Here is a 17959-nt window from a genome sequence, read left to right on the forward strand (position 1 = left end):
GCGGTTTGCTACCCTGCGGTCGAGTTCCTTGTCCGGCGGCCGGGCGAGGATTCCGGCCGGCATTACCGGTCGTCAAAAATCCGCAGGCCCGTGTCGGATAGGCCGGGCTCCGCTCGTCCTAGGGGCATCGATCACCAACAGGGAGGATTAACGATATGCCCGGCACCGTACGTCTGCACCGCGTTCTGACAACCAGCCCGGAGAAAGTCTACCGCGCGTTCCTCGAAGCGGATGCACTTGCGAAATGGCTTCCGCCGAACGGCTTCACCTGCACGGTTCATCACTTCGAGGCGAAAGTCGGCGGTACGTTCAAAATGTCCTTCCGCAACTTCACCACCGGCGACAGCCACTCGTTCGGCGGCGAATATGTCGAGCTCGTGCCCAATGAGCAACTGCGTTACACCGACCGCTTCGACGACCCCAACCTGGCCGGCGAGATCGAGGTGACCGTGACATTGAAGAAAGTGTCGGTCGGCACCGAAGTGAATATCACGCAGGCAGGTATCCCAGACGCCATCCCGGTTGAGGCCTGCTATCTCGGCTGGCAGGAGTCGCTGCGAAATCTGGCGAAGCTCGTTGAACCCGAGATCAACCAGTAAGGTAAAGCGCTGCGCTGGCGGGTTGGCGTCGCTAACCGGAAACCCAGGGGTGACGCCGTTCTTCCCACCCAACATGCGCCGGCGCCGGAAAGGCCGGATCGGCGAAGCAGCCGACCGCGACGGCGATCCATTCAGGCTTTCGCTCGGGCTCCCAGAAGACGCTCGAGCCGCAGCCCGGGCAGAAATGGAAAGTGGCGTGGTGGCCGCTCCGAGCTGACCGCCTGTAGGTCCTGGCGTCGCCTCTGGTTTCTACCTTGTCGCGCGCAAAGAAGGCGGCGACGCCGTATGTGCTGCCGGTCCGTTTCTGGCAGTCGAGGCAGTGGCACTGTGCGACCAGCTGTGGCTCTCCGTTACAGGAGATCCTCAGTTGCCCGCAGGCACAGGATGCGGTTCTCATGGCAATCCTCATGGTTCAGATAAATGCGTTGCCCGCCAATACCGGCGGTGGGCATGCTTCTGGTTTTCGGGGAGGTTCGGCCTTGGGAAGCGCGCTTTGCGCGGACGCCGAAAAACAAGGACCGGCGTCCCATATTCCTAATCACTGCGGACGACCGATTCAACCCCGCGGTGAACGAGATGGAGAGCCTGGCTCTAGCTTCTATCCAATCTTAGGAACGCGGCGCGCAACGCCAGCACGGCGCGCAGGATCTGACGTTCGTCCATTGCCGCGTAGCCGAGCAGCAGGCCGTGCTCGGGTTCAGTAGAGTGGTAGTTGATGGAGATGCCCTGAACGTCGAGCCCCTCCTTGAGGGCGGCGGCGACCACGTCGCTGTCCTTATAGGGCCTGACGAAGCTCGCCAGCAGCTGCATGCCGGAATCGTTTTCCGTCACGGTCAGCCATTCGGCCAGATGCTCCTGGCACAGCTTGACGAAGTTCGCCTGCCGGCGCGCATAGAGCCGGCGCATGCGCTTGAGATGCGTGGCGAAATAGCCCTGCATGATGAAGTCGTTGACCGTTGCCTGCAGGATCAGCGGCGCGAACTGGCCGGTGATGCTCACCGCCCGGTCGAACGGAACCGACAATTCGCGCGGCACGATCAGATAACCGATGCGCAGCGCCGGAATCAGCGTCTTGCCGAAGCTGCCGATATAGACGACGCGGTCGGCATGGTCGAGCCCGCGCAGGGCCGGCACCGGCCGGCCGCGGAACCGGTATTCGCCATCATAGTCATCCTCGACGATCCAGGCGCCGTTGCGTTCCGCGATGTCGAGCAACTGCAATCGCTCCTCGATACGCATGATTGTGCCGAACGGCCATTGGCAGGATGGTGTCACATAGATCAGCCGCGGCGGCGGCAGCTCCGGATCGGCAAGATGCCAGCCGCGCCGGTCGACCTTCAACGGTGCCAGCTTGGCGCCGCTGGCGAGAAAGGCGCTTTTGGCGCCGAGATAGCCGGGCTCTTCCATCCAGACATGGTCGCCTTCGTCCATCAGCACGCGCGAGACCAGATCAAGCGCTGCCTGCGCACCGGTGACGATGATCACCTGGTCGGCGGTGCAGCTGATGCCGCGCGACAGGCCGATGGTCGAGGCAATGGCCTGGCGCAGGCCGGGGTGACCGGCAAAGGAGAGATAACCAAGCAGACTATCGTCGCGGCTGCGTGCATTGCGCACCAGAAGGCTTGACCAGATGGTGAACGGAAACGATGCCGTTTCAGGCACACCGGGATGGAAATTGATGACGCCGGCATTGCGTGGCGGTTGCGGGCCGTTGACGATGGTCTGGCCACGCCGCGACAGCTTTTGCGGCGCTGCCAGTCCGGCGCGCAGGGATGCTAAGGGGCGGTTCTGCTGGATCGGCGCCACCCAGGTGCCCGATCCGGCACGCGCCTCGATGAAACCTTCGGCAAGGAGCTGGTCGTAGGCGGCGATGACGGTGTTGCGCCCGACTTTCAGATCTTCGGCCAGCGAGCGCGTCGACGGCAGCAGCGTGTTCTGCGGGATCTGGCCGTCAAGGATGAAGCGTCGCAAGGCGCCGTAGATCTGCCGATGCATCGGTTCTTCCGAGGCGCGGTCGACCGACATGATGTCGAGGGAGAGGCGCATGTGGTCGGGCAAGGCACTATCCCCCGACGAACCGGGCGGCGCGGGCGATCTTTTCCTCGTTGAGCCGGCAGACGGTGTCGAGCACCAGCCGCCTGGTTTCGGGACGGATCTCGCGGCTGTTCTTCAGCGCGCGATGCACGGTGGCGGCGCCAAGTTCCGCCTTCTCGGCAATCTCCCGGATGGTACAAAGCCGTTCCATGCCAAGCGCAGCTTCGAAAGCCATGTCGCTCCTCCTCGGTTGCATCAAGGCACGGCTTCCGGCCGGCCTCAAGCTTGAAAGTCGGGGTTTGCAATCCAGAGCCGGGATTCTGCGATCCGCGCCGCGCAGGGAGCAAGGCGGCGCGGATCGCCGGGCGCTTTCGCGTCGCTAACCCCATCGAGGCGCGCGCCCATTATGTTCCTCCGGCTCGCAATGCGGGCCGGTCAGTCTGCCTGCCGCGTCGCCACTTCGAAGCCGGCTTCGCGGGCGGTGGCGAGCAGCGAGACGTAGCCTTTGCTGGCATAGGTCAGCGGATGCGCCTTGGCCGGATCCTGCTCGGCTTCGACAACGATCCAACCTTCATAGCCGCGCGCGGCGAGGGGTTTCAGCAATGACAGGAAATCGACCGAGCCGTCGCCGGGCACGGTAAAAATGCCGTCCATTACCGCCGCCATGAAGCTCATGTCCTCGCGGCGTGCCCGTTCCAGCACCGGCCTGCGAACGTCCTTGCAATGGAAATGCACGATGCGGTCGAGATGCCGTTGCAACAGCGATTGCGGGTCGCCGCCCGAAAACAGGCAGTGGCCGGTATCGAACAAAAGGCCGACGCTTCGGCCCGTCGCCGCCATCAGCCTATCGACTTCATCGTCCGTCTCGACGACGGTGCCCATGTGGTGGTGGAAGGCCATGCCGACCCCGAACGCGGCCATGCGGTCGGCGAGGGCGGTCAGTTTCGCGCCATAGGACGGCCAGTCCCTGTCGGCGAGGCGCGGACGCTCGGAGATCGGTGCGAAAATGCCGTCATGGCGACCGCGCGAGGTGTCGGCATAGACGACGATCCTGGCGCCAAGGTCGCGCAACAGCTGAAGATGCGGGGTGATCGCCGCGAATTCCTCGTCGACCGTATGGTCGAGAATGCGGCCATCATACCAGCCGGAGACGAGTTCCAGGCCATAGGAAGACAGGAGCGGCCCAAGCACTTCAGCCTGGCGCGGAAATTTGCCGCCGAGTTCGGTGCCGCGGTAGCCGGCCAGCGCGGTTTCCGACAGGCAGGTCTCCAAGGACGTATCCCCGCCAAGCGCCGGAACGTCGTCATTGCTCCAGGTGATGGGATTGATACCGATCTTGACCGTCATGACGCCAGGCTTTTGCGGGCTTGGGAATACAAGCCGAGCCTGCAAACTGGCGACAAAGAGGCCCTGTCACTAGGTCCAGTTCAGCCGAATCTGGCAGAACCAATTAATGGAGACCGACCCTAATCTTCCTTTGGGCGGCCAAAAAGGGCGCGCAGTTCGTCCTTTGCGTCCTCCAGCACTTTCTTCTGCGCCGCCGGCAGGTTCTTGCCGGCGCGGTTGATGTAGAAATTCAGCATCGACATGGCGGATTGAAACGGCCCTGCCTTGCGCCGGTCGCTGTGCTCGGCCGAGCGCTTCAACGAGGCGGCGATCTTCTTGGGATCGTGGGATTCGAAGATGTGTTCCTCGAGGTCCAGCGCGTCGCTATGCCCGGTGACGTCGGCGGACCATTTCCGTTGCGCGGTCATGGCAAACTCCTTCACTAGGTCGTTGCCGGGAAAACGCCTTATGGCGCACCCCTGTTCCACTTCGGCCCGAATCCCTGGAGCCACGGATTTGCCTGTCGTGGCGCTGCTCGGCGATGCGAATGCGCCGATAGTGGTCAGAACCGCCGATTCAAGAACTGCGGACAGGAAACGCTCTTGACCCCAATCGTCTCAAGCCAGGCAGGAAGTTCCGGCATCGACAGTGCCTATGCCTGGATACGGCTGGGCATCTCGATGCTGCTGGCAACGATCGGCGGGGTCGGCATGTGGGCGGTGGTCGTGGTGCTGCCTGCCGTGCAGGTAGAATTCGGCGTCGATCGCGCCGCTGCCTCGATGCCCTACACCGCGACCATGGTCGGCTTTGCCGCCGGTAATGTGCTGTTCGGCCGCGCCATCGACCGCATGGGGTATTGGATCCCGGCGCTGATTGCCGCGATTACACTTGGCGCCGGCTTCCTGCTGGCGTCGCTGACCAGTTCGATCCTGCAGTTCACCCTCGTCCAGGGCCTGTTGATCGGCGTTGGCTCGTCGGCGATCTTCGGGCCGTTGATCGCCGACATCTCGCACTGGTTCAACCGGCGCCGCGGCGTCGCGGTGACGGCTGCGGCATCCGGCAACTATCTCGCCGGAGCGATCTGGCCGACGGCGATGCCCTATGTCATGCAGGCGCAAGGCTGGCGCTTCACCTATGCCGCGATCGGCGTCGTCTGCCTGGTCACCATGGTGCCCTTGATCCTGCTGCTCCGGCGCGGCGCACCGCCCCAGGCGGCTCCGGGATCGCCGGGCAGCCGCGTGGTTCAGCCGATCTCCCTGTCGCCGGCGGCCTTGCAGGCGCTGCTCATCGTGGCCGGGCTCGGCTGCTGCGTGGCGATGTCGATGCCGCAAGTCCATATCGTCGCCTATTGCATTGATCTCGGCTACGGCGTGGCGCATGGCGCCGATATGCTGTCGATCATGCTGGCGGCGGGCGTCGTCAGCCGGCTTGGCTCGGGTTTCCTTGCCGATCGCATCGGCGGTGTGAAAACCCTGCTGATCGGCTCGGTGCTGCAATGCCTGTCGCTGTTGTTCTATATCCCGTTCGACGGGCTTGCCTCGCTTTATGTCGTCTCGCTGGTTTTCGGCCTGTCGCAAGGCGGCATCGTGCCCTGTTATGCGATCATCGTGCGCGAATATATGCCAGCCAAGGAAGCTGGCCAGCGCGTCGGCATCGTCATGATGGCGACCATCTTCGGCATGGCGATCGGCGGCTGGATGTCGGGCTGGATCTACGATCTGACCGGCTCCTATGCCGCCGCGTTCCTCAACGGCATTGCCTGGAACCTTCTGAATATTTTGGCCATGGTGCTGCTGCTGTGGAAGGCCCGGCGCAGCGCTGCTGTGGCGGCCTGAAGCACAGCGGTACGGATACAGTCTCTCCGCCGTCGCTTGACAATAGCCGAAGGCTGCGCGACGCCAGACAAGGTGTGGCAACGGGCCGGTTGGCAAGGCAGCAGTGGCAAAGACCCTGAACATCGTCTCACGGTCGCGTCTGGGCGGTTGCCCGGCCTCGGGACCAGTATGGTGATCAAGCCGCGCACGCGCCGCGGCGGCGGCCGCCCGACCATCGCCGATGTCGCCCGCAAGGCCGGCGTCGGCGCCATTACCGTATCGCGCGCCCTGCGCGAGCCGGGGCGTGTCTCGGAAGATCTGCGCCGCCAGATCGAGTCGGCCGTGAACGAGCTCGGCTATGTGCCCGACCCGAATGCGCGGGCGCTGGCTTCGGCGCGCGCCGAGGTCTTTGGCGTTCTGGTGCCGTCGCTTACCAACAACGTCTTTGCCGAAGTGGTGCGCGGCATCTACGACAGCCTGTCGGACGGCCCTTTCCGGATCCAGCTTGGCAACACCCACTATTCCGGCCTCGAGGAAGAGCGGCTGCTGCAGGTGTTTGGCCCGCAACGCCCGGCGGCGCTGATCGTGGCCGGCATCGACCAGACGCCGGCCTCGCGAAAACTGCTGGAAACGGCGGGCTGTCCGGTGGTGCAGGTGATGGAGACCGGGCCCGATCCGGTCGACATGATGGTTGGTTTCTCACATTTCGAGGGCGGCAGGGCGGCTGCGGAACATCTGATCGAGGCAGGCTATCGCCGGATAGGCTTCATCGGCGCGCGCATGGATCCGCGTTCGCAGCGGCGCTTGGCCGGCTATCGCGCGGCGATGGAGGCGGCCGGCCTGTTCGATGCGCGGCTTACCACCACCACGCCGGTGCCCTCCAGCGTCACCCTCGGCCGCGAATTGTTCCGCGACGCGCTGGCCAAGGTGCCGAGCCTCGACGGCGTGTTCTGCAACAATGACGATATAGCACTCGGGGTGCTGTTCGAATGCCACCGCGCTTCGATCGCCGTACCGAAGACGATCGGCATCGTCGGCTTCAACGATCTCGACATGATGGAGGTGGCTTTTCCGTCGGTCACCAGCGTTCGGACGTATCGCTACGAGATCGGCCGGCGGGCGGTCGCCATGGCGCTTGCGGCGATCGAAGGCAACAGGCCGGAACAGCGGGTCGTCGACCTCGGCTTCGAACTCAAGCGGCGTGAAAGCACGGCGCGCTGAAAGCTCGAAAAAAGGGTCCGGCGATCGGTAGTATTCGAGCACCATCGCGATGCGCCGGAGGTGTTCGAGGAACTGAGTAGGTCTCGGACACCTACGCAGGCCAGGGTCCATGAACATCTGGGCGACTTCCTATGGGAAAATCCGGAGGCCGAACCGCTTCATTGAGGCGCATGGTTCTCCAGACGGCAAGGTCGTTCTTGGCCCAGTTCTCCACAATCTGGCGGTCTTCATCGGAAAGAAGGAGCGCAAGGCTCGCCAGTACATCGAATACGCCAGCTGAGTAGCCACGGCGGTACATGTGTTCCAGTTTTGGATCAATATGTCCTTCCATCATTGGCTCCCCACATCCAGCGTTGTTCTGCGCAAAGCGACGAAACAGTAATGCGTTTCATAGATGCTGTCGCCGTTTTGGATGCAACGGATCGACGGGTGGCGCAGGTGTCGTCGCGACCTCGGCTTCGAACTCAAGCGGCGTGAAAGCACGGCACGCTGAAGCGCGCTTCAACGCAATGGCGCTTTACACTACGTCATGGTAGCGCTACCAGTTATCGCCGGGCAGTACTTCGCTCAGAGGATGGGGGCTGTTTATTATACATAAGCGACAGCTCATGCTTGTTTATTATGTATAATATGATAGTTTTTGCGGGACTAGCCGGGCAGCAAAGGAGGGGATCGGGTCGGCATTCGGCCACCTGAACGCGCGACGGGTACGGCGGGAGGTGCCGGGCCGGAAAAGCGCAAATTCATCGGCGTAACAACAAACAAAACTGCAACTGGGAGGAATATCGATGATCAAGTCACTCGTTGGCGGTATCGTTGCCGCCACTGCTTTCGTCATGCTGAGCTCGTCGGCGATCGCCGATCCTGAAATCGTCAAGGGGCCATCGGCCGAGCCTGACTGCTTCGCGCCCTGGTCGGCCGATACGCAGTTCTTCAAGTTCCCCAAGAAAGACGGCCCGTACCGCATCGCTCTGGCCAACGGCTATATCGCCAACACATGGCGCATCCAGATGGTGCAGACGGCAAAGGCCTATGCAGCGCAGCCGGACGTCGCGGCCAAGCTCAAGGAATTCAAGGTGGTCTCGACCGGCGAAGACGTGCCGGCCCAGATTTCGGCAATCAACAATTTCATCGATTCCGGCTATGACGCGATTGTCGTCAACGCCCAGAACCCGACCGCATTCGGTCCTGTCATCAAGCGGGCCAAGGAAGCCGGCGTGGTGCTGGTCGCCTTCGACAACATACTCGACACCAAGGATGCCATCAACGTCAATGTCGACCAGAAAGGTCTTGGCGAATTGTGGGGCAACTGGCTGGTCAAGCACGTGCCGAACGGCGGCAAGGTGCTGGAAGTGCGCGGCGTAGCCGGCACGTCCGTCGATACCGACCGCCATAACGGCATCCACGAGGTTCTCGACGCCTCCGGTAAGAAATGGGATGTCACCGAGGTCGTCGGCAAGTGGGATGACGGCGTTGCGCAAAAGGCTACGGCCGATGCCATCGCCACCAACGGCCCCTTCGACGGCATTACCGGACAGGGCGGCGATACCGGCATCGTGCAGGCGATGATCGATGCCAAGCATCCGTTCGTGCCGTTCGGCGGCGAGACGGAGAACGGCTTCCGCAAATTCTGCGCCAAGTTCGCCGCTGACGGCCTGAAATGCTCGTCGGCCGGCACCGGCCCGGCGCAGGTCGCGGTTGCCATCAAGACGGCGATTGCAGCACTTGAAGGTCAGGTCGTGCCGCAAGCGGTCAAGCTGCCGCTGGCGATCGTCGAGGATCCGAACTTCAAGGCAGGCCAGGACTACTTCCCCGACCAATCCGACAATTTCTTCGTCGGCAATTCCTTCCCGACCTGCGGCATCAATTTCACGGCGCAGGAAATCATGGGCCAGAGCAAGGAAAACCAGTAAACTCCGACAACCCGACGCCGCGGGAGATCCCGCGGCGTCGGCGCTCGACATCCTGATTGCCAAGCGCCTGGGGAGGGCCGATGGACGGTGCGGTTCCGCTCTTCCGCATGGAAGGCATATCCAAGCGCTATGGCGGCGTGCGCGCGCTGGAGAAGGCCGAACTGTCGGTCACTCCAGGCAGCATCCACGCCATTCTCGGCGAGAACGGCGCCGGCAAATCGACGCTGATCAAGGTCATGGCGGGGGTCGTTGCGCCCGACGAGGGCCGCATGATGCTGGACGGAAACGAAGTGAGCTTCGCTTCGCCGGCCGCTGCCAACCAGGCCGGCATCGTCTGCATCTTCCAGGAACTGTCGCTCGTCCCCGAACTCAGCGTTGCCGACAACATCGTCATTTCCGATCCGCCGAAGCGTTTCGGCATGATCGATCGCAAGGCGCAGCGCCGCATCGCCGAACAAGCCCTCGCTCGCGCCGGCGCTTCCGATATCCATCCGCTGGCGCTGGTCAAGGATCTTCCTCTTTCAAGAAGGCAGATGGTCGAGATCGCCAAGGCACTGGCGCGCAAGCCACGTATCCTGATCCTCGACGAGGCGACCTCGGCGCTGACCGCGGCCGACGTCGCCAGGGTTTTCGCCGTGTTGAAGCGGCTGCGTTCGGAAGGGCTGGCGCTGCTCTATATATCGCACCGCATGAACGAGATCGCCGAGTTGGCCGACCAGTGCACGGTGTTCCGCAATGGCCGCAATGTCGCCAGCTACGCGGCCGGTACAAAAAGCGACAACGAGGTCGTCGAACTGATGATCGGGCGCGAATACAGCCACATCTTTCCGCCCAAGCCCGCGCGGGCGGCTGCCGCAGCCACGCCGGTTCTGGAGGCGCGCAGCCTGTCCTGGACGGATCGGCTGCACGATGTCTCGCTATCGGTCGGGGCGGGCGAGGTGGTCGGGCTTGGCGGCCTCGACGGCCAAGGCCAGCGCGAATTGCTGCTCGCCTTCTTCGGTGTGCTGCGTGGCCTGTCGGGCCAGATCCTGATCGACGGCAGGCCGGTGGCGATCGCCAGCCCGGCCGCGGCGCGCGATGACCGGATCGGCATGGCGCTGATCCCGGAGGACCGCAAGACCGAGGGGCTGATGCTGCCGATGACGGTGCGCGAAAACCTCTCATTCGCTGCCCTCGACCGGCTGTCCAGGGCCGGCATCATCGATCGCGCCGCCGAGCAGCGGCTGATCGACGATATGGTGGGTCTCCTGGCGATCAAGACCGCCGGCCTCGACATTCCGGTCGGCGCGCTATCCGGTGGCAACCAGCAGAAGGTCGTCATCGCCAAATGGCTGATGCGGCAGCCGCGCATCATCCTGCTCAACGATCCGACGCGCGGCATCGATGTCGGCACCAAGCAGGAGCTTTACCAGTTGATGCGCAAGCTTGCCGACCAGGGTGCGGCGATCCTCTTCTATTCGACCGACTATGACGAGCTGATCGGCTGCTGCGACCGCGTGCTGGTGCTCTATGACGGCGCGGTCAAGCGCGAACTGGTCGGCGCCGAAATCACCGAGCGGGCGCTGATCGCCAGCGCGCTCAACATTCACGAAGAGATGCCAAAGCAAGGAGCGGACGCGTGAAGGATTGGCGCTACTGGCTTGCCGAACAGCGCGGAACGCTACTGGCGTTCGGCATCTTCGTCGTCATGTTCGTCATCTACACCTCGAACCATCCGGCGGGCTTCACCGCCAACGTCGTGCAGACGGCCTCGAACAAGGGCGTGCTGCTCGCCTTCGTCGCCATGGCGCAAACGCTGGTGGTGATCACCGCCGGCATCGATCTCTCGGTCGGGATGATCTTCACCCTGACCAACTGCCTGGCGTCGTGGCTGGTCGTCGGCACCGGCATCGAGACCGCCGTCGGCGTCATCGCCGTGCTCGGCACCGGGCTGCTGTGCGGGGCAATCAACGGCGCCATCGTCATCTATGGACGCCTGCAGCCGATCGTCGCCACTATCGCCACCGGTGCGGTCTATTTCGGCATTGCGCTGCTGCTTCGGCCGTTTCCGGGCGGCTCGGTCAATGAAGGGCTCGCCGATGCGCTGACCGGGCGCCTGTTTGGTATTGTGCCGGCGAGCCTGGTGGCGCTGCTGGCGGTCGTGCTTGTCGTCTGGGTGCCGTTCAGCCGGTCGGTGCTCGGCCGCGCCGCCTATGCGGCCGGCTCCTCGGAGATGGCGGCCTACATGTCCGGCGTGCCGATCCGGCGTGGAAAGTTCGCCGCCTATGCGCTTGCCGGTCTGCTTGCCGCGATCGGCGGGCTGTTCCTGACGTTCTTCACCTATACCGGTGATGCGGCCTATGCCAGCGGCAACGCCTATACGCTGTTTTCGATTGCCGCGGTCGTGCTTGGCGGCGTGTCGCTGTTCGGCGGCAAGGGCAGCGCCATCGGCGCGATCTTCGGCGCGCTTGCCTTCCGCACCATCGGCGACCTGCTGTTCGTCTTCGATTTCGATCCGCTCTGGCAGCCCCTGTTCCAGGGCGTCATTCTGCTGATCGCGGTCAGCCTCGGCGCCTTCGCCCTGTTTCGGGTCCGCAACCGGCTGGAGTGGTTCCTGTGAGCGAAACGACTGTGAGTGGTCTCGCCGGCCGCATGCCGAAATTCCTCCGCCGCGCCGACCCGGCGGTGCTGACGGCGTTCGCCTGTATCGTGCTGCTGCTGTTCCTCGGCAGCCTCTATTCGCGCAGCTTCCTGTCGCCTGAATACCTTTTGCAGCAGCTCAAGGTGGCGTCGTTTCTCGGCGTCATCGCGACCGGCATGATGCTGGTCATCCTGCTCGGCCAGATCGACCTGTCGGTGCCCTGGTCGGTGGCGGCCGGCGCGATGATGGCCTGTGCCGCGGCCGCATACGGCCCGGTCGGCGTGGCGCTTGCCATTCCGTTCGGCATCTTCTGCGGTGTTCTGATCGGCATCGTCAACGGCATCGGCGTCGCCTATCTGCGCATTCCCTCGATGATCATCACGCTTGCCACCAACGCCGTCGCGCAGGGGCTGATGGTGGTCTACACGGGCGGTTTCTCGCCGCAGGATTCGGCGACCGGTGCGATGCGCTATCTGGCGACCGGCTTTGCCGTTCCTGCCGTGCCCAACGCCGTCCTCATCTGGGCGCTGATCGGCGCCGCAATGGTGTTCGTGCTGACCCGCACCGGCTTCGGCCGCACCGTCTATGGCATCGGCAATCGCGAGCGCGCAGCCTATCTTTCCGGCATCGATACAAGGCGCGTGGTGATGATCGCCTTTGCGGTTTCGGGCGGGCTCTCCGCCTTCGGCGGCGTGCTGTTGGCCGGCTATGCCTCCAAGGCGGCACAGTCGATGGGCGACGCCTATCTGCTGCCGTCGATCGCCGCGGTGGTGCTCGGCGGCACGTCGATCCTCGGTGGGCGCGGCTCCTATCTCGGCACAGTCGCCGGGGTAATCCTGATCACGCTTCTGCAGTCCATTCTCTCTGTCATGCAGATGCCGGAGGCGGGACGGCAGATCATCTACGGCGTCGTCATCGTCGCCATGCTGCTGCTCTATGGCCGCGCGCCGGCAAGCCGCTGACCTGCATGACCGGTAAAGACGTGGCATATAAGCCGGCGAGCACTGTTCGAACGGTACCCGCCATCGTGGTGATGGGCGTTGCCGGCTGCGGCAAGTCGGTTGTCGGCGAAGCGCTTGCAGCGGCATTGGGCGCCGTCTTTATCGAAGGCGACAGGCTGCATCCGCCCGAAAACGTCGCGCGCATGGCGAGCGGCCAGCCGCTCACCGACGCGCTGCGCGAAGGCTGGCTCGACGCGATCGGCCAGCGGATGGCCGCGTCGGTCGCAAGCCGGCAAGGTGTAGTCGCCGCCTGCTCGGCGCTGAAGCGCAGCTACCGCGATCGCCTGCGCCGCTTTTGCCCGGATATCGTTTTCGTTTACCTGGAGATCGACCCGGCAACAGCAAAACAGCGCGTCGGCAATCGCAAGGGTCATTTCATGCCGGCAAGCCTGGTCGACAGCCAGTTCGCCACGCTCGAGGCGCCAGCGGCGGACGAGGCGGCAATGGCCCTGGATGGCACGCGTCCGGTCGCCGACACCGTCGCGACTGCCTTGAGCCTGCTCGCGCGCTAGATTTGCGACGTCAGTTCGACTGGGAAATCGTCATTGTCGGCGTCGCGCATGGCCGCGAGGCTGCGGTTGTCCAGCACCTCGGCGATCGCCTGCCGGACCTCCAGCATCATGTGCCGAACCTGGCAGGTCGCCTCGTCGCAATCCTCGCAGCGCTGGTATTGCGTGCGGCTGGCGCAGGGGATCGGCGCCAGCGGCCCGTCGAGGACACGCACGACATGGCCGATCTTGATCTCGGAAGCCGGCCGGGCAAGGCGGTAACCGCCTTCCTTGCCCTTGCGGCTCTGGACGAAGCCGGCGTTACGCAACTCGCCCAGGATGGCATCCAGGAATTTCTTGGGGATGTTATTGGCGACCGCAATGTCGTTGACGAATGCGAGCTGGCCGACCGGCAGGCCCGACAGATGCACGAGGGCCTTGAGGCCGTATTTGCCTTTTTTGGTAAGCATGCCCCGAGTCAACCCATGAAGCCCCAACCACCTGCGTCTGGCGGCTGTTTGTGTGCAAATCATGACGGTTTGATCACGCGAAGCCGTTCGCGAAAACAAGCCGTCCGTTCTCACGGTAGGCACAAACGCGTTGATTCTTTGTAACCTTTTGGACGGAATGCGCCCGGAAAGTGCCAGAAATCACCTTTCGCGGCGCGAAAGCAAAGAAGCCGGCAAAGCCGGCTTCTGTCAAAGTTGGAGGATCGCCTCAGCGGCTGCCATAAGTCTGGTCGAGCAGGCCGCCCGCTGCAAAGTGCTCGGCCTGGACCTTGGCCCAGCCGCCGAAGACCTCCTCCACCGTCAGCAGGCGGACATCGGGAAACTCAGCCTTATATTTGGCGGCGACCGCCGCGTCCCGGGCCCGCAGGCCGTTGCGGGCGGCGATGTCCTGGCCCTCCGGTGTATAGAGGAAGTCGAGATAGGTCTTGGCGAGATCGCGCGTGCCATGCTCGTCTGCAACCGTGTCGACGATCGCCACCGGAAATTCCGCCAACAGGCTGACCGAAGGCGTTACCTGCTCGAACTTGTCCTCGCCATACTCCTTGCGGACGCCGCGCGTTTCCGACTCGAAGGTGATGAGTATGTCGCCGATTTCGCGCTGCACGAAAGTGGTGGTCGCGGCGCGCCCGCCGCTGTCGAACACCGGCACGTTGTTGAACAGCTTTGTCACGAACTCCTTCACCTTGGCATCGTCGCCCTTGAAGGCTTCCTTGGCGTAGGCGGTGGCCGCGAGATAGGTGTAGCGCGCATTGCCCGATGTTTTCGGATTGGGGAAGATCACCTGGACGTCGTCGCGCACGAGATCGTTCCAATCCTTGATGTGCTTCGGATTGCCGGCGCGCACCAGGAAGGAGGGCAGCGAATAGAAAGGCGAGGCGTTGTCCGGAAAGTCCTTCTGCCAGTCGGCGGAGATGAGGCCCTTCTTGACCAGGAAGTCGATGTCGATGACCTGGTTGAACGTGACCACGTCGGCGCCGAGGCCTTCGGCGATGGCGCGTGCTTGTGCCGAGGTTCCGGCATGCGACTGATCGATGGTGACGCCGGGGTGGCCGGCGACGAACGCCTTGTTGACCTGCGCAAACAGTTCGCGCCCGACATCATAGGAAGCATTGAGCAATTTGTCAGCCGACCAGGCTTGGGAGGATGCGAGGAAGAGGCCGGCCAACGTGGCGATGCCAAGCAAAAATCGCTTCATGAAAACAGGCTCCAATGCCATGAGCTTAATGCCGGACCATAGCGGCAAGGCATCGTGCGCGACGAGGCACGCAGAGCGGCCGCTCCACGTTGTCGATAGAAGAAATATTCCCGCTGTGGGCGATTTCTGGTTTTTTCTTTCAAGCAGAGTCTCAGGACAGCTTGGCAGCGGCGCCGATGCCGTCGGCGTGCACGATGGCTCCCGGCCGGCCAACGCGGTGCAAGGCGATTGCATCGCCGCCCTGTCTGGCATATACAAATAGTATATACAAGGGAGCTGTTGTCATGTCTCAACACCGCCATTCAACAACCCCGCCGAAGGAGGCGAAGCTGTTTCGTAACAATCGCAGCCAGGCGGTGCGCATTCCTGTCGAGTTCGAACTTCCCGGCGAAAAGGTCTTGATCAGCCGTGAAGGCGACCGCCTGATCATCGAGCCGGTCCGCAAACCTGGTCTCACCGCACTGCTCGCGCAATGGGCGAAAGAGCCGCCGCCCGGTGCCGAGGAAGACTTTCCCGAAGTCGAGGATATGCCTCTCAAATCCGAGGAATTTTTTTGATGCGGTTCATGCTGGACACGAACATTGTCAGCGACATGATCCGAAATCCGGCCGGGAAAGCCGCAAGCGCTGTCCTGCGCGTGGGAGACGCCGCCGTGTGTACCAGCATCGTGGTCGCGTCGGAACTGCGATATGGCTGCGTCAAGAAAAGATCAGCCAAGTTGCACAAGAAGGTCGAGGAATTGCTGGCTGAGATTCCCGTCTTGCCGCTCGATGTGCCGGTGGATGCCGAGTACGGCGCGATTCGCGCAGAACTGGAAGGCAGGGGCCAGACCATCGGCCAGAATGACCTTTTTATTGCTGCCCACGCCCGTGCGCTTGGAACTACCCTGGTGACCGCCAACACCGGGGAGTTCAACCGGATCAAAGGCCTGAAGATCGAGAACTGGCTGGTGTAGCGCCTGATAGAGGATCAAGCAGCCGGAAAAAGCTTCCAGCGCCGCGGCCTGAAAGCCACGCGACTTTTCTGCGCCGCCGGATGATCGACGGGCAATTCGATCTCGACCCGCTGACGTTCGCCGCCGATTTCGAGCTCGACCCGCCTGGTGCCGGCGACGCGGCGGCTGGCGGCGACCGTGCCGGCGATGCAGCCGTTGCATTCTTCCACCAGATCGACATCGTGCGGGCGGAAGAACAGCGTCGCTTCGCCTTGCGGTGCGTGCGGCGCGGAAAGCCCGATCGGCCGGTCGGCGATCCAGACCTGGCCGTCCTCGACCTTGACCGGAAGCGAACTCGATTCGCCGATGAAGCCGTAGACGAAGGGAGAGTTCGGCGTGTCGTAGATCTCGTCGGCGGTGCCGACCTGCTCGATGCGGCCCTGGCTCATCACCACGACACGGTCGGCAAGCTCCAGCGCCTCTTCCTGGTCATGGGTGACGAAGACCGTGGTGTGGCCGGTGGCGTCGTGGATGTCGCGCAGCCAGCGGCGCAGTTCGCGGCGCACCTGCGCATCGAGCGCGCCGAACGGCTCGTCGAGCAAAAGCACGGCCGGTTCGATCGCCATGGCGCGGGCCAGCGCCACGCGCTGGCGCTGGCCGCCCGAAAGCTGTGCCGGATAGCGTTTTTCCAGACCGGAAAGCTGAACGAGGTTGAGGAGTTCCGAGGCGCGGCGTCGGATTTCCTTCGCCGACGGGCGTGACGGCCCGTGCCGGACCTTGAGTCCGAAGCCGATATTGTCGGCGACCGTCATATGGCGAAACAGCGCGTAGTGCTGGAAGACGAAGCCGACATTGCGCTCCTGAATCGACTTTTGGGAGGCATCCTCTTCGCCGAAGAAGATCTTTCCGCGGGTCGGCCGCTCCAATCCGGCAATCAGCCTGAGCAGCGTCGTCTTGCCGGAACCGGACGGTCCCAGCAGGGCGATCAGTTCTCCCGACTTGATGTCGAGCGAAACGTCGTGGAGGGCCGGAAACCGCTCAAACTCCTTGCGCACGTTGGCAACGCGAACTTCCATGCAAATCCCTTTTGTAGTTGATGCATGCCGTTATCCCAAAACCGGTTCCCACTTTTGGGCGACATCAAATCTTTGTTTTATGCATGTCGTTGTCCAAAAGCCGCTACACACTTTTGGGCGACATGCATTTGTCAGTGTCCGCGCGTCGCGGCGATCTCGGCGCCGTAGCGCATCTCGAGAAGTGTTTTCAAGACCAGCGTGACGAGCGCCAGGCCGGCAAGCAGCGAGGCGACGGCAAAGGCGGCGGCGGCATTGTACTCGTTATAAAGGATTTCGACATGCAGCGGCATGGTGTTGGTCAGCCCGCGTATGTGGCCCGACACGACCGAGACGGCGCCGAACTCACCCATCGCGCGGGCATTGCACAACAGCACGCCGTAGAGCAATCCCCATTTGACGTTGGGCAACGTCACGTACCAGAACGCCTGCCAGCCATTGGCCCCGAGCGACAGGGCAGCCTCCTCGTCGCCATTGCCCTGTTCCTGCATCAGCGGGATCAATTCGCGGGCGACGAAGGGGAAGGTGACGAAGACGGTGGCCAGCACGATGCCCGGCACGGCAAACAGGATGACGATGCCATGTGCTTTCAGCCAGGCGCCGAGCAGGCCTTGCGCGCCGAACAAGAGCACGTAGACAAGCCCCGAAATGACCGGCGAGACGGAAAAGGGCAGGTCGATGAGTGTGGTCAGGAACGCCTTGCCCTTGAACTCGAACTTGGCGATCGCCCAGGCGGCGGAAATGCCGAAGACGATGTTGAGCGGCACCGAGATCGCCGCGACCAGAAGCGTCAGGCGGATCGCCGAGCGCGTATCCGGTTCGCCTAGCGCCTGTGTATAGGCCTCGATGCCCTTGGCGAAAGCTTCCTTGAAGACGATGATCAGCGGCAAGAGCAGGAAGATGGCGAGGAACGCAAACGTTACCGCCATCAGCACGGCTTGCGCAGGGCGGCTTTCGGTTACCGCCGCCGAGCGGCTTTCGTGGTGCGGCGCGTAGGATTTGATCTCCGGGTCAGCCATAGCGCTTGCGGCTCCAGGTCTGCACCAGGTTGATGACCAGCAGCATCACAAAGGACAGCGCCAGCATGATCGCCGCGATCGCGGTCGCCGCGGCATAATTATATTCCTCAAGCCGGATGACGATCAGAAGCGGTGCGATCTCGGATTTGTAGGGCAGGTTGCCGGCGATGAAGATAACCGAGCCGTACTCGCCGACGCCGCGCGCGAAGGCCA

At 63.1% G+C, this 17959-nt stretch carries 20 protein-coding genes and 1 pseudogene; 11 read left to right on the forward strand and 10 right to left on the reverse strand.

Going from position 1 to position 17959, the window contains the following annotated elements; translation table 11 throughout:
- Positions 1 to 155: 155 nt before the first annotated feature.
- Positions 156 to 599 carry an SRPBCC family protein gene (locus tag NKI08_RS29440; protein WP_023675820.1) on the forward strand — a complete coding sequence of 148 codons (444 nt, stop codon included), beginning with the start codon at positions 156 to 158 and terminating at the stop codon, positions 597 to 599.
- Between the two features lie 31 nt (positions 600 to 630).
- Here NKI08_RS29440 and NKI08_RS29445 read toward each other — a convergent pair whose 3' ends face one another.
- The 5 genes from NKI08_RS29445 to NKI08_RS29465 all read right to left on the reverse strand — a co-directional run bounded on the left by NKI08_RS29445 (position 631) and on the right by NKI08_RS29465 (position 4387).
- On the reverse strand, positions 631 to 1008 hold the full coding sequence (locus NKI08_RS29445; RefSeq protein ID WP_502899681.1) for a GFA family protein: 378 nt from the start codon (positions 1006 to 1008) through the stop codon (positions 631 to 633).
- A 182-nt stretch (positions 1009 to 1190) separates the two neighbouring features.
- The gene (gene mocR / locus NKI08_RS29450) at positions 1191 to 2657 is read right to left on the reverse strand and encodes a rhizopine catabolism transcriptional regulator MocR (protein WP_352774483.1); all 1467 of its coding nucleotides are present in this window, start codon (positions 2655 to 2657) and stop codon (positions 1191 to 1193) included.
- A 4-nt stretch (positions 2658 to 2661) separates the two neighbouring features.
- Entirely contained in the window at positions 2662 to 2868 is a 207-nt protein-coding gene (locus NKI08_RS29455) for a LacI family DNA-binding transcriptional regulator (RefSeq protein ID WP_352453276.1), read from the reverse strand.
- A gap of 200 nt (positions 2869 to 3068) precedes the next feature.
- Positions 3069 to 3980: a myo-inosose-2 dehydratase gene (iolE, locus tag NKI08_RS29460; RefSeq protein ID WP_352774484.1), complete on the reverse strand. Its 912-nt coding sequence runs from the start codon at positions 3978 to 3980 to the stop codon at positions 3069 to 3071.
- 119 nt (positions 3981 to 4099) lie between these two features.
- On the reverse strand, positions 4100 to 4387 hold the full coding sequence (locus NKI08_RS29465; protein ID WP_352473504.1) for a DUF3175 domain-containing protein: 288 nt from the start codon (positions 4385 to 4387) through the stop codon (positions 4100 to 4102).
- 174 nt (positions 4388 to 4561) lie between these two features.
- On the opposite strand from NKI08_RS29465, the gene NKI08_RS29470 reads away from it, so the two are divergent.
- The 8 genes from NKI08_RS29470 to NKI08_RS29505 all read left to right on the forward strand — a co-directional run bounded on the left by NKI08_RS29470 (position 4562) and on the right by NKI08_RS29505 (position 13040).
- Positions 4562 to 5794, forward strand: a complete 1233-nt coding sequence (locus NKI08_RS29470) for an MFS transporter (RefSeq protein WP_352774486.1) — start codon at positions 4562 to 4564, stop codon at positions 5792 to 5794.
- Between the two features lie 168 nt (positions 5795 to 5962).
- Positions 5963 to 6994, forward strand: a complete 1032-nt coding sequence (gene gntR / locus NKI08_RS29475) for an HTH-type transcriptional regulator GntR (protein ID WP_352491069.1) — start codon at positions 5963 to 5965, stop codon at positions 6992 to 6994.
- Positions 6995 to 7103: 109 nt separating this feature from the next.
- On the forward strand, positions 7104 to 7274 hold the full coding sequence (locus tag NKI08_RS29480) for a hypothetical protein (protein WP_352750391.1): 171 nt from the start codon (positions 7104 to 7106) through the stop codon (positions 7272 to 7274).
- Between the two features lie 508 nt (positions 7275 to 7782).
- Positions 7783 to 8907 (forward strand): sugar ABC transporter substrate-binding protein, encoded by a 1125-nt coding sequence (locus NKI08_RS29485; protein ID WP_352473506.1) that lies wholly within the window; start codon positions 7783 to 7785, stop codon positions 8905 to 8907.
- A gap of 80 nt (positions 8908 to 8987) precedes the next feature.
- A complete protein-coding gene (locus NKI08_RS29490) occupies positions 8988 to 10529 on the forward strand; it encodes a sugar ABC transporter ATP-binding protein (RefSeq protein ID WP_352774487.1) in 1542 nt (513 codons plus the stop codon).
- Positions 10526 to 11506 (forward strand): ABC transporter permease, encoded by a 981-nt coding sequence (locus tag NKI08_RS29495; RefSeq protein WP_352465245.1) that lies wholly within the window; start codon positions 10526 to 10528, stop codon positions 11504 to 11506. Before NKI08_RS29490 ends, NKI08_RS29495 begins: the two co-directional genes overlap by 4 nt.
- Positions 11503 to 12489, forward strand: a complete 987-nt coding sequence (locus tag NKI08_RS29500) for an ABC transporter permease (RefSeq protein ID WP_352465244.1) — start codon at positions 11503 to 11505, stop codon at positions 12487 to 12489. Before NKI08_RS29495 ends, NKI08_RS29500 begins: the two co-directional genes overlap by 4 nt.
- 5 nt (positions 12490 to 12494) lie before the next feature.
- Positions 12495 to 13040, forward strand: a complete 546-nt coding sequence (locus NKI08_RS29505; RefSeq protein WP_352684746.1) for a gluconokinase — start codon at positions 12495 to 12497, stop codon at positions 13038 to 13040.
- On the opposite strand, the gene NKI08_RS29510 is transcribed toward NKI08_RS29505, so the two are convergent.
- Both NKI08_RS29510 and NKI08_RS29515 read right to left on the reverse strand, forming a co-directional pair.
- Positions 13037 to 13486 (reverse strand): RrF2 family transcriptional regulator, encoded by a 450-nt coding sequence (locus NKI08_RS29510; RefSeq protein WP_006202816.1) that lies wholly within the window; start codon positions 13484 to 13486, stop codon positions 13037 to 13039. The genes NKI08_RS29505 and NKI08_RS29510 overlap by 4 nt on opposite strands.
- Positions 13487 to 13733: 247 nt before the next feature.
- Entirely contained in the window at positions 13734 to 14720 is a 987-nt protein-coding gene (locus NKI08_RS29515; RefSeq protein ID WP_352774489.1) for a sulfate ABC transporter substrate-binding protein, read from the reverse strand.
- Between the two features lie 284 nt (positions 14721 to 15004).
- Here NKI08_RS29515 and NKI08_RS29520 point away from each other — a divergent pair, with 284 nt between their 5' ends.
- Positions 15005 to 15277, forward strand: a complete 273-nt coding sequence (locus NKI08_RS29520; protein ID WP_352774495.1) for an antitoxin — start codon at positions 15005 to 15007, stop codon at positions 15275 to 15277.
- On the forward strand, positions 15277 to 15675 hold the full coding sequence (locus NKI08_RS29525; RefSeq protein ID WP_502893814.1) for a type II toxin-antitoxin system VapC family toxin: 399 nt from the start codon (positions 15277 to 15279) through the stop codon (positions 15673 to 15675). Before NKI08_RS29520 ends, NKI08_RS29525 begins: the two co-directional genes overlap by 1 nt.
- Before the next feature lie 14 nt (positions 15676 to 15689).
- Here NKI08_RS29525 and NKI08_RS29530 read toward each other — a convergent pair whose 3' ends face one another.
- The 3 genes and pseudogenes from NKI08_RS29530 to NKI08_RS29540 form a co-directional block, all read right to left on the reverse strand.
- Positions 15690 to 16730: a sulfate/molybdate ABC transporter ATP-binding protein gene (locus NKI08_RS29530; protein WP_352465240.1), complete on the reverse strand. Its 1041-nt coding sequence runs from the start codon at positions 16728 to 16730 to the stop codon at positions 15690 to 15692.
- 131 nt (positions 16731 to 16861) lie between these two features.
- Positions 16862 to 17746, reverse strand: coding sequence for a sulfate ABC transporter permease subunit CysW (cysW, locus tag NKI08_RS29535; RefSeq protein WP_352473513.1), 885 nt, complete (start codon positions 17744 to 17746; stop codon positions 16862 to 16864).
- A pseudogene (locus NKI08_RS29540) lies at positions 17739 to 17959 on the reverse strand (molybdate ABC transporter permease subunit); the annotation flags it as partial. The pseudogene NKI08_RS29540 and the gene cysW, both read right to left, overlap by 8 nt.

It is taken from the genome of Mesorhizobium sp. M0768, assembly GCF_040320195.1.
Lineage (GTDB): Bacteria > Pseudomonadota > Alphaproteobacteria > Rhizobiales > Rhizobiaceae > Mesorhizobium.

Excerpts from the sequence above, each read along its gene's own strand:
- NKI08_RS29440 (WP_023675820.1), top strand. The coding sequence starts at position 156 with ATGCCCGGCACCGTACGTCTGCACCGCGTTCTGACAACCAGCCCGGAG.
- NKI08_RS29445 (WP_502899681.1), bottom strand. The coding sequence starts at position 1,008 with ATGAGGATTGCCATGAGAACCGCATCCTGTGCCTGCGGGCAACTGAGG.
- NKI08_RS29455 (WP_352453276.1), bottom strand. The coding sequence starts at position 2,868 with ATGGCTTTCGAAGCTGCGCTTGGCATGGAACGGCTTTGTACCATCCGG.
- iolE (WP_352774484.1), bottom strand. The coding sequence starts at position 3,980 with ATGACGGTCAAGATCGGTATCAATCCCATCACCTGGAGCAATGACGAC.
- NKI08_RS29465 (WP_352473504.1), bottom strand. The coding sequence starts at position 4,387 with ATGACCGCGCAACGGAAATGGTCCGCCGACGTCACCGGGCATAGCGAC.
- gntR (WP_352491069.1), top strand. The coding sequence starts at position 5,963 with ATGGTGATCAAGCCGCGCACGCGCCGCGGCGGCGGCCGCCCGACCATC.
- NKI08_RS29480 (WP_352750391.1), top strand. The coding sequence starts at position 7,104 with ATGAACATCTGGGCGACTTCCTATGGGAAAATCCGGAGGCCGAACCGC.
- NKI08_RS29485 (WP_352473506.1), top strand. The coding sequence starts at position 7,783 with ATGATCAAGTCACTCGTTGGCGGTATCGTTGCCGCCACTGCTTTCGTC.
- NKI08_RS29490 (WP_352774487.1), top strand. The coding sequence starts at position 8,988 with ATGGACGGTGCGGTTCCGCTCTTCCGCATGGAAGGCATATCCAAGCGC.
- NKI08_RS29505 (WP_352684746.1), top strand. The coding sequence starts at position 12,495 with ATGACCGGTAAAGACGTGGCATATAAGCCGGCGAGCACTGTTCGAACG.
- NKI08_RS29510 (WP_006202816.1), bottom strand. The coding sequence starts at position 13,486 with ATGCTTACCAAAAAAGGCAAATACGGCCTCAAGGCCCTCGTGCATCTG.
- NKI08_RS29515 (WP_352774489.1), bottom strand. The coding sequence starts at position 14,720 with ATGAAGCGATTTTTGCTTGGCATCGCCACGTTGGCCGGCCTCTTCCTC.
- NKI08_RS29520 (WP_352774495.1), top strand. The coding sequence starts at position 15,005 with ATGTCTCAACACCGCCATTCAACAACCCCGCCGAAGGAGGCGAAGCTG.
- NKI08_RS29525 (WP_502893814.1), top strand. The coding sequence starts at position 15,277 with ATGCGGTTCATGCTGGACACGAACATTGTCAGCGACATGATCCGAAAT.
- NKI08_RS29530 (WP_352465240.1), bottom strand. The coding sequence starts at position 16,730 with ATGGAAGTTCGCGTTGCCAACGTGCGCAAGGAGTTTGAGCGGTTTCCG.
- cysW (WP_352473513.1), bottom strand. The coding sequence starts at position 17,746 with ATGGCTGACCCGGAGATCAAATCCTACGCGCCGCACCACGAAAGCCGC.